Here is an 8,781-nt window from a genome sequence, read left to right on the forward strand (position 1 = left end):
CCGCATGCAGTCTTGGAAATTTATCCAGAAGCTTCGTATCATCGAGAAGTCGATTGAGAATCGCGCAGCTGCTGGTGGCGAAGCATTCTACCCCTACGACGCACGTGCGATGATGACCATCAACAGCACAGAGTTCAACGCGAATCACACCATTGATACCCGCGCAGAATTCAACGAGACGGTTATCGAAGCATCTTACGATAAGCCGGTATTGGTGAAGTACGGTCTTACGTACTGCGCTCACTGTATGCTTCTTGAGCAGCTCGGTTCAGTTCCTGCAGTTGCTGAGAAGTATGGCGACGCCATGGACGTGAAGAAGCTTTGGTGGAATCCCCATGACACTGCCTACGCTGACCTTAACGATATCGCCGGTGAAAACGGTGTAACCAGCAGCCCAATGTTCATCCTCTATAAGGACGGTGAAATCGTGAAGTCTGGTTATGGATTCCCTGATGAAACAGGTGCGGGCCTTGAGGACTTCCTTAAGGGACATATCGAGGAACCTGCAGTAGCTTAAGCGGATCTCAATCCTTTCAATAAAAAAACAGGGCTCGGGTGTATCTGATATACTCGGGCCTTTCTTGTTTCAGCATTGTCCAGATCTTTAATAGAGCCCAACAGGCTCCAGTCTGATGACTGCCGGTTTGGATTTGATTTCTCTTCATTTCAGCTAAGCCCCTAGCTGATTGCATCGACACGAGTCCCGATATAGCTCTTTTTTCGAAGTCAGCGAATGACGTTAAAATGGCAACGAAAATGTTAGATAGAATATCCTCAGTTCGTAGTTGCTAAACATCGGCCCGTTGTGACATGCCGCACAACGCTCATCGAAAAAGGACACCAGGCCGGTTTTTTTCTGAGCGGTGAGCAGCTCAGTATCGCCGCGCATCCACCTGTCGAAACGGCTACTCCTCCCGACAAACGTAAATCAGGCGTTTTCCCCTTCGCGGGAGGGGCGTAACAAGTGGTGGCTGAGGATGGCTCTGTTCGTAATGAAATAGCGCTTGCATTTTTTAAGAAAGCCGACCGGACGTATGCTTTGGCTATACAGATCACATGTATTGAAGTTATATCTAGCACGCCCTAAATGGTAAGGAATCGCTCGTTTGGACGAGCTTGGTTTCTTAGTGATGACGGATAAATATCCAACAACCCTTCTTGGATTTGTTCCGGTACTCGAATAGAAAAAGACTTTTTAGCAGGATAAAGCATAGGTCTCAGGTCGGTCTATTTCGTTCAATGATGCCGCTCAAAACGATATTTTATGGTATCTACTTCTACCGTCGACTCATTTTAGCTAAGCGGTAGCTCACCAAACCAGATTTGCTCTCAAAAATGATAAAGGGGCCCAGCCACTGCGCCGCTGCTGGAAAAAAATCGTAGGCTAGATCCTCAAAGGTTGTATGATAGGACTGTTTTACGAAATGCTCCAAGAGGAAGGTCGGTCCAAGTTCATGCGTCAGGTTATTAATCTTATCGTCGTCAGCTTATTGGGCAGCGGTCTCTTATCTTCCTGTTCAGAGACGTCACTTCAGAAAGAAGTCGGCGCCGATGACGATGGTCATACAGCGCCAACGAAACATACGCTCCAATTTCAAGCGCAAGTTGAACAAAAACTAAATCTCGAAGACCAGGACGACTTTCAAGATGCGAACCGAGGCCTGGTTGCGCGTTCTGAGCAAGTTATCGTGAAAGATTCGCTTGGCAAGGTTGTTTGGGACTTAGGCCAATATGATTTTATTAATGGGAAGGCTCCGGGCAGCGTAAACCCAAGTCTGTGGCGCCAAGCAACCCTCAACAATATTCACGGCCTCTTTAAAGTCACCGATGGAATTTATCAGGTTCGTGGATACGACCTTTCAAATCTAACCATCATCGAGGGTAAGACCGGTTGGATTATTGTCGACACGCTCACAGCGACGGAAACAGCCAAGGCGGCCATGGATTTGGCTAGGAAGCATCTGGATAACGAAGATGGAAAGAAACCAATCAAGGCAATTATCTATACCCACAGTCATATAGATCATTTTGGTGGTGTGTTGGGTGTTATCTCTTCGGAGCAAGCCCAAGCCGATGGTGTACGTATCATTGCACCTCATGGCTTTACTGAAGAAGCCACCAGCGAAAATATCTTGGTGGGTCTTGCTATGGGACGCAGGGCAACCATGATGTATGGCAAGCATCTGAGCCGCAGTAAGCGGGGACATGTGGGTTCGGGTTTGGGTAAGTCACCGGCGTATGGAACTTTTACGTTTCTTGAGCCAACCGAAATTATCGACCAAACACCACAAACGCTTGAAATAGATGGTTTGAAGTTTGTGTTTCAATTCGCGCCAGAGTCAGAAGCTCCAGCAGAGTTGACTTTTTACCTGCCAGAGAAAAAAGCGTTTTGCGGGGCGGAGCTGGTTTCACGCAACATGCACAATCTTTATACCTTGCGGGGTGCGAAGGTACGTGATGCCCTGAAGTGGAGCGGTTATATTCACGAGGTTCGCGGGCTTTTTCCAGAGACCGAAGTCTACTTTGCCAGTCACCATTGGCCCATGTGGGGTCGTGAAGATATTGACCTATTCCTGGAGCATCAGGCGGATAACTACAAGTATATTCACGACCAAAGTGTGCGGATGATTAACGAAGGCTACAACGGGGCAGAGATTGCAGAGCGTATGAATGTTCCCGAAGTGTTGAGTCAACAATTTTATAATCGTGGTTATTACGGTACCGTCAAGCACAACAGTAAAGCGGTTTATCAAAATTACATGGGTTGGTACGATGCGAATCCGGCGAACTTAAACCCTTTGCCTGCATCCGATTCTGCGAAACGTTATGTAAAGCTGATGGGCGGCGCAGACAAGTTGCTGGCGGCGGCTCAGGCGGACTTTGATAAGGGAGATTATCGGTGGGTGGCTGAAATTTTAAATAAACTGGTATTTGCTGAGCCCGCCAATGTTTCGGCTAAGGAACTCTTGGCGAAAACTTATGACCAGCTTGGTTATCAGGCGGAGTCTGGTCCGTGGCGTGATGTTTACCTGTCGGCGGCAAAAGAGTTACGCGAGGGTAAACCGGATGAGCAATTAGACCCGTCTTTGATGGCGGGTATTCTTCAAGAGGCTCCCAGTGAGTATTTTATGGATGCTATTTCGGTTAACTTGAACGGAGATGCTGCAGCAGGCGCAAATTACGTTTTCAATTTTACTCTTACCGATACGGATGAGAATTTTGTTTTCCGTATTCGTAATGGAGTGTTTCATTATGCGAAGAATAGGCCTGTGGAGGGTGCTAATGCGTCCATCCAGATCAGCCGAACTTTGTTTCTAGAGGTGATTACGAAGAAAGCCGAAGGCACAGATTTATTTGGGGATGAGTTTCAAGTTGAGGGCAGTAAAATAGACCTGCTGCGTTTTTTGGCCATGCTTAAAAAGCCTGACGGCAACTTTAACGTTGTGACGCCCTGACGCTGCCTTAACTTAGAACTGGTTTGTCTGCTGAGGATACATTAAAAGACCTTATTTAGCCTTACGGGCAGTTGAATCTTTTTCGATAGAATACGGGTAGAGTGCCAGCATTTACTGGGGTCTGGCCATCGACGAACTCCCATGTACGGAACCGTTTCTGATACCCTTAAAAGTATAACTTGGATGAAGTGTGTGTAAGGTATGAGCTTCAGTGCAGCGAGGAACGGATGTGTGGCTGACGCCGGTGGATTTAAATATTGAAACGGTAAACACAATTCCTACAACGGCGGATGCAGTGGTGCGAGTCTGGATGGCCTAGGGATAGGGGGTTTGACTAGCGCGTTTTCACTTTATCCAAGATAATTTTGGCCGTGCTCATTTTTCCGGTTTTGATTTCGTCGAGCATGATTTTAAAGCTAGTTTTAACCTGTGCCTTGGCCTTATTGGTAGTAGAACTTCTGGTGAAGGTGTTACCTGCGGTCGAGGAGTATTTCGTTCCTCCCGATACCGCCAGTGATTTCAACGCTCCTGCCACCACATGCTTTGTTAGAGGGTGGAGCTGAGAGATTGTGTCTGTATCACCATTATTTTTCATGCCCTCGAAAATGCTTAGTTTCTCGAGGAGAGAGTTGGGGGGTAACAACCCGGTGCGGGCATATGCGGTAATTTCAGTTTCTAGGGTACCCATTGCCTCATAGTAGAACTCTACGATGGCTTTTTGTACATCGTAGGTGATTGCGTTGGTGCCACCTGCTCCATGAGGTATCCATGCGGTTGTTTTTCGCTTTAATTGGTAGCCCTCATCTTCTTCCTCTTTGGTAGCCAACTTTTTAATGATCGCCTTGGCGATATTGGCTCCCTCGGCAGATACTGCCAAAATCTCGTCTTCTTGACTCTCTCTCGCTGCTTGGTCTTTCGCTGACTGTGTATCGTCGTCTGGGTCGTGAGAGGCGCGTCCCATTGTTTTCATGCCTCCCTGGTGGAGTCTGGACGACGAAATCCCGAGTGTTGCAGAGGCAGATAAGAGAGCAACAGGGTCCTCATCCGCTGCGGCGGTTAGCACATTCGCTGTACCCACGATGACGGCTCCAAGAGCAGTCATTCCGCCAGCAGTTAGGACATTCCCCGCGAGCATTGCAGCCGTAGCCGCGATGTTAACAACGATTTTTGCAGTTCCGCTGCCGGTTACATCGCGTTTGACCTCAAGAGCGACGAGGGTAATTTGGTCGGTCCAAGTCGCCAACTCCAGCCGAACGACTGCCAACATGTTGTGTGCAATCATCCCTAGGAGTCGCTTGTTGGTATCACGCTGCTGGGCCAACTGAGCTGTAATGAGCAGTGTTTGGTGTTCTAGCTTCGTTACTCTACGGTCCATCGTCATGACACAGCCTTTACTTTGGGTGGTCAACAGGGCCTCTATGGGCCCCGTCGTGAGTTGCAACATACCGTTTTCGTAGCGTCTCTCCAAAAAAAAATGAAATTTATTGGTCGGCCGTAACGCTGGTTAGGCCTTAAAGCAATGAGTGCCATAGAGAAGGAGGAGATTAGGGCTCTCGGCGCTTAATACATCGATTCGATAGTGGGAAGAGATATAGATAAAATGAGGCGTAGGCTATCTTGGACGGAGGAAAACCGGAGTTAGTGAGTTAACGTGAACAAGGTTTCTGCATAACGGTTTAACAGCTACGCCCTAGAGCCTGAGGACTGCTTTGTTCGCTTTGAACATCTACGTAGCTATGCTATCTTCCACTTAGATAACTCTCCGCAGAAAGATTGAACATGGGCGCATTAAGCCGAAGCTGGGTGCTTACCAAGCTTACCTTTTCTATTATCGGTAAAGATAAAGAGATGGTTATTTTCCCCCTAATCGGAACCATTGCCGCTATCCTTTACTGCGGCGCAATACTGGTTCCTGGCGGGGCATTGCAGCTGATAACCAGTGGAGACATCGTCATGGAAGGTGTTGGTTTCATCCATATCGCTTTTCTTTTTGTGCTCTACCTAGGACTCTCGTTCATCGCCTCGTTTTGCAATGTCTGTGTCGTCTATACCACTAAGACTCGATTCGAAGGTGGAGATGCTACCTTCGTGGAGAGTTTTCAATATGGGATTAGAAAATCACCTCTTATTTTTCAGTGGAGCATCATTGCGGCAACTGTGGGCGTGTTGCTCTTCTTGATTGAAGCTATTGCCGAAAGGTTTGGAAGGGTAGGCCAAGTTGTGATTCGAATGGTGAGGTCAATATTGGGTATGGTTTGGTCTGTGGTAACTATCTTTGTTATTCCTGTCTTGGTTTATGAGGATGTAAGCCCTACCGATGCCTTACGACGCTCGGCCGAAGTACTAAAAAGCACCTGGGGTGAATCGATTGTTCGGTCACTTGGGCTTGCCTTGGTTCAAGGTTTCGTTATTTTCTCAATTCTGGCATTAGCTCTCGGCCTTTGCTTCACTTTTCCCAATGAGCAGGTCGCTCCCATCGTTCTCAGTCTTTCGTTTATCGCGATACTTGCGGTTGTCTTAGTTTTCAATGTTGCCCATATGGTGTTTAATACGGCTCTCTACATCTATGCCAGCACCGGGAAAGAACCGACCCTCTTTGAGGGTGGTTCTCTAGACTCAGCATTCAGTCAAAAACCCTGAGCAAGCTCAAAGAAATGACTGCGAAGGAACTTGTGGCTGCCGCATTCGGGTGGCTCATATTAAAAGAGGTGGAACCTACGTAGAATCTGGGGCCATAGCGGACAACCGTTGGCCAGGTCTATCGCCATGGGCTCGCTATCAAGCGGATCTTCTACGCGGCCTTTGCGAGTTGGTCTAAGATATTGGCCGCTTTGAGATTGCCTTCTGAGCGTGCATGCTCTGCCAGGGTCTGACCATTAGACGAACGCTGCTGGAGGTTCAATTCTCCAATCTGGACCGCGCGTCCTAGGGTATTTAGATACTCTGTTGAATCAGCGGGTGGGGCCGACTCTGGCTTACCGCCGGAAGGCGCAGCTTTTTGACCTGCGGACTTTCGTACCATGGCGCTGGCTAGCTCAAAGGCGTAGTCCTGGCACGCGGGCCTATCAAACTTGGTCAGCATCTTGACCAAGGACTTGCCCATTAGGTCCATATGTCCACTTGAGATGGCTCCCCGAATACCTCGCTCTCGAAGCTCCGTGGTGACCTCTTTGTAAGCCGACTTAAGCTCTTGTGGAGGAATCGAGAAGTCTCGGCCTTCACTCCACATCATTGCCAAGAGGGCTGCCTTTCTAGAGGCGACCGTGCAGTTACCAATTTTCTGTGATGACTTATCGATGGATGCCGGAAGCTGGTCCTTTTCAGGGACCCGGTCCAGACCTAATCGTTCAGGTTGTCCTACATAGAGAGAGCGGGTGTGATCAGCGTTGCGACTCGAAGTCTTGAGAAAGCTTAGGAAGTTATCGAAGTCTGACACTTTGTATTTCACAATGCTTCGGTCAGGATCTTTGGCATCACCTGTATTGCAGGCGTAAAAATAATAGCCATCTGGTTCGTGGTTGAAAACGAACGAGATGGCATGACCACTGGGGTGGTCCCATCCGGTACTGAGTACCTCCGGGACACCGCCTTTTGTATCAATTCCTATTTTGGCATCGCGTACGCGCCCGATAAACTTTTCGTAGCTCATCGTGTTGACCCAGCCACGTTCCATCCGTTGATAGATAGAGTTGATTGGGCCATCGGTTCTACTCTGTAGCTCATCGAGAGACTCCACGAATGCTGGATCCAGGCCGAACGCTGCAACGTTTGGCGAGAGACCTTCCAGAGCAACTCGTTGAACCTTGCCACCTTTTTTAAGTGATACTTCACCACCTGCACCGATGAGGTGAGCGAAAATGGGGATTTGCTCTTTAAGACTTATCTGTGCACCGAGGTCACGCAGCGTCTCCACGAGTTCTGGCTGTTTAACAGAGAGTCGAAGAGCGAGTTCGACTGGCTGAAGACCATCACGGCTCTTTATATTTAGATCTGCACCCTTCGAACCCAGGTACTCGACCATTCTGACTTTGTCACTTTCATCCATTCCCGCACTCATGATGATCTGATGAATCATGGTGTTGCCGCTTCGGTTTGGTTTATTGATGTCGATACTGGCATCTTTTTTGAGAAGTGAATCCCACACCGCGATTCGGTCGTCGGTGGTAAATGTGATCTTACGACCACTGCTGTAGGAAAGTTTAGAGATGTTCATGGTGCCGAAGAACGGATCTTTGCCTCGTGAAATATGGTCGAGTAGTGTCTTCCCATTTTTTGAGAGCTTAGGAACAACAAACGTCGTATCACGCGACAACGTAGGTCCGGTGAGCTTGTCTAAGACCCGATCGGCAAGGCGTAGCTGGGTCCGAGCATCACTGTTGTGGCGTTTGATAAGTGAGCTGAGTGTGCCGAGCTTTTCACGGACCGCCTCGATATCGCGCTCACTTGTTACACCGCTTATCTCGTTCTCAAGGGCACCGACTTTTTTCTGAATAATTCGAATGGACCGACTCAGCTGGTTGAACTCATTCTTAATTTGGGATGATTCCTCTTTGAGGTCGGTGGATAGTGAAGTCAAATCCTGCTCTGCTAATGGATTCTTTACATCTAAGAGACGTGGAAGGCTCTGCAGCCGCTCATGGAGGTTCTTCTTGGTCTCAGAGACTGGAGCGTTCGAGACGCTTTTCTCCAAGGTGCTGAGCTCTTTGAGAAAACCCGAGAGGTCTAACTCATAATTGGCCTTGAGGTCATTGAATTGTTTAAGCTGGCTTTGAACCTCTTGGATGTTTTCTTTTCGGGCATCGACCCAGCCTTTGTGGTCTGCTTTTTCAACATCCGCTTTGAGCATTTGCGCATAAGAACGGACGTTGTGGAGGGAGTCTTCTACATTGCTCAGATTGTGCTGGAGGACTTCTAAGTTACGCGTGAATCCTCGTTCGTCTAAGATGCCGTCTCCCACCGTATCTCGCGCCTTTGCAAAGGCGGTTTGAAGCTTGGAGCCATCGAACTCACTGTCAATTGCCACATCGAGGGCCGCGATAAGCTTAGCCTTGGTATCGGTGACGTAGCGCCGCTCCGCCTGTGCGGCCTCTTTGTTGTCACGCAGGGAGTCCATGAAGCCGACCAAGCCCTGCGCCGATTCATTGAATTTCTCTACATCCTTTGTGTGACGTTCAAAGTGAGACACGAGCTTATTGATATGACTCTCAAGTCTTTTGAACTCTCGCGAGGATATGGGGCGGTTCAAGAGCTTACGCATATGGTTTCGCTGGCTGTCGAGATTCTCGCCGTTCTTTTTGAGTACGTCGACGTTGTGTCGCAGTACACC

The 8,781-nt window shown here is 48.6% G+C and carries 5 protein-coding genes; 3 read left to right on the forward strand and 2 right to left on the reverse strand.

From position 1 onward, the window contains the following. Together HOK28_10255 and HOK28_10260 are read left to right on the forward strand one after the other, a co-directional pair. Positions 1–517 (forward strand): thioredoxin family protein (locus tag HOK28_10255; protein ID MBT6433464.1); only part of this gene is annotated, 517 nt, incomplete at its 5' end. Between the two features lie 937 nt (positions 518–1,454). Then, complete coding sequence (locus tag HOK28_10260) at positions 1,455–3,455, forward strand: MBL fold metallo-hydrolase (protein MBT6433465.1); 2,001 nt, start codon at positions 1,455–1,457, stop codon at positions 3,453–3,455. Positions 3,456–3,789: 334 nt separating this feature from the next. Here HOK28_10260 and HOK28_10265 read toward each other — a convergent pair whose 3' ends face one another. Then, entirely contained in the window at positions 3,790–4,863 is a 1,074-nt protein-coding gene (locus HOK28_10265) for a hypothetical protein (GenBank protein MBT6433466.1), read from the reverse strand. 371 nt (positions 4,864–5,234) lie between these two features. Here HOK28_10265 and HOK28_10270 point away from each other — a divergent pair, with 371 nt between their 5' ends. Then, positions 5,235–6,095 (forward strand): hypothetical protein, encoded by an 861-nt coding sequence (locus tag HOK28_10270; GenBank protein ID MBT6433467.1) that lies wholly within the window; start codon positions 5,235–5,237, stop codon positions 6,093–6,095. Between the two features lie 151 nt (positions 6,096–6,246). Here HOK28_10270 and HOK28_10275 read toward each other — a convergent pair. Then, positions 6,247–8,781 (reverse strand): hypothetical protein (locus tag HOK28_10275; GenBank protein MBT6433468.1); only part of this gene is annotated, 2,535 nt, incomplete at its 5' end.

This window comes from Deltaproteobacteria bacterium (assembly GCA_018668695.1).
GTDB lineage: Bacteria > Myxococcota > XYA12-FULL-58-9 > XYA12-FULL-58-9 > JABJBS01 > JABJBS01.

Excerpts from the sequence above, each read along its gene's own strand:
- HOK28_10260 (MBT6433465.1), top strand. The coding sequence starts at position 1,455 with ATGCGTCAGGTTATTAATCTTATCGTCGTCAGCTTATTGGGCAGCGGT.
- HOK28_10270 (MBT6433467.1), top strand. The coding sequence starts at position 5,235 with ATGGGCGCATTAAGCCGAAGCTGGGTGCTTACCAAGCTTACCTTTTCT.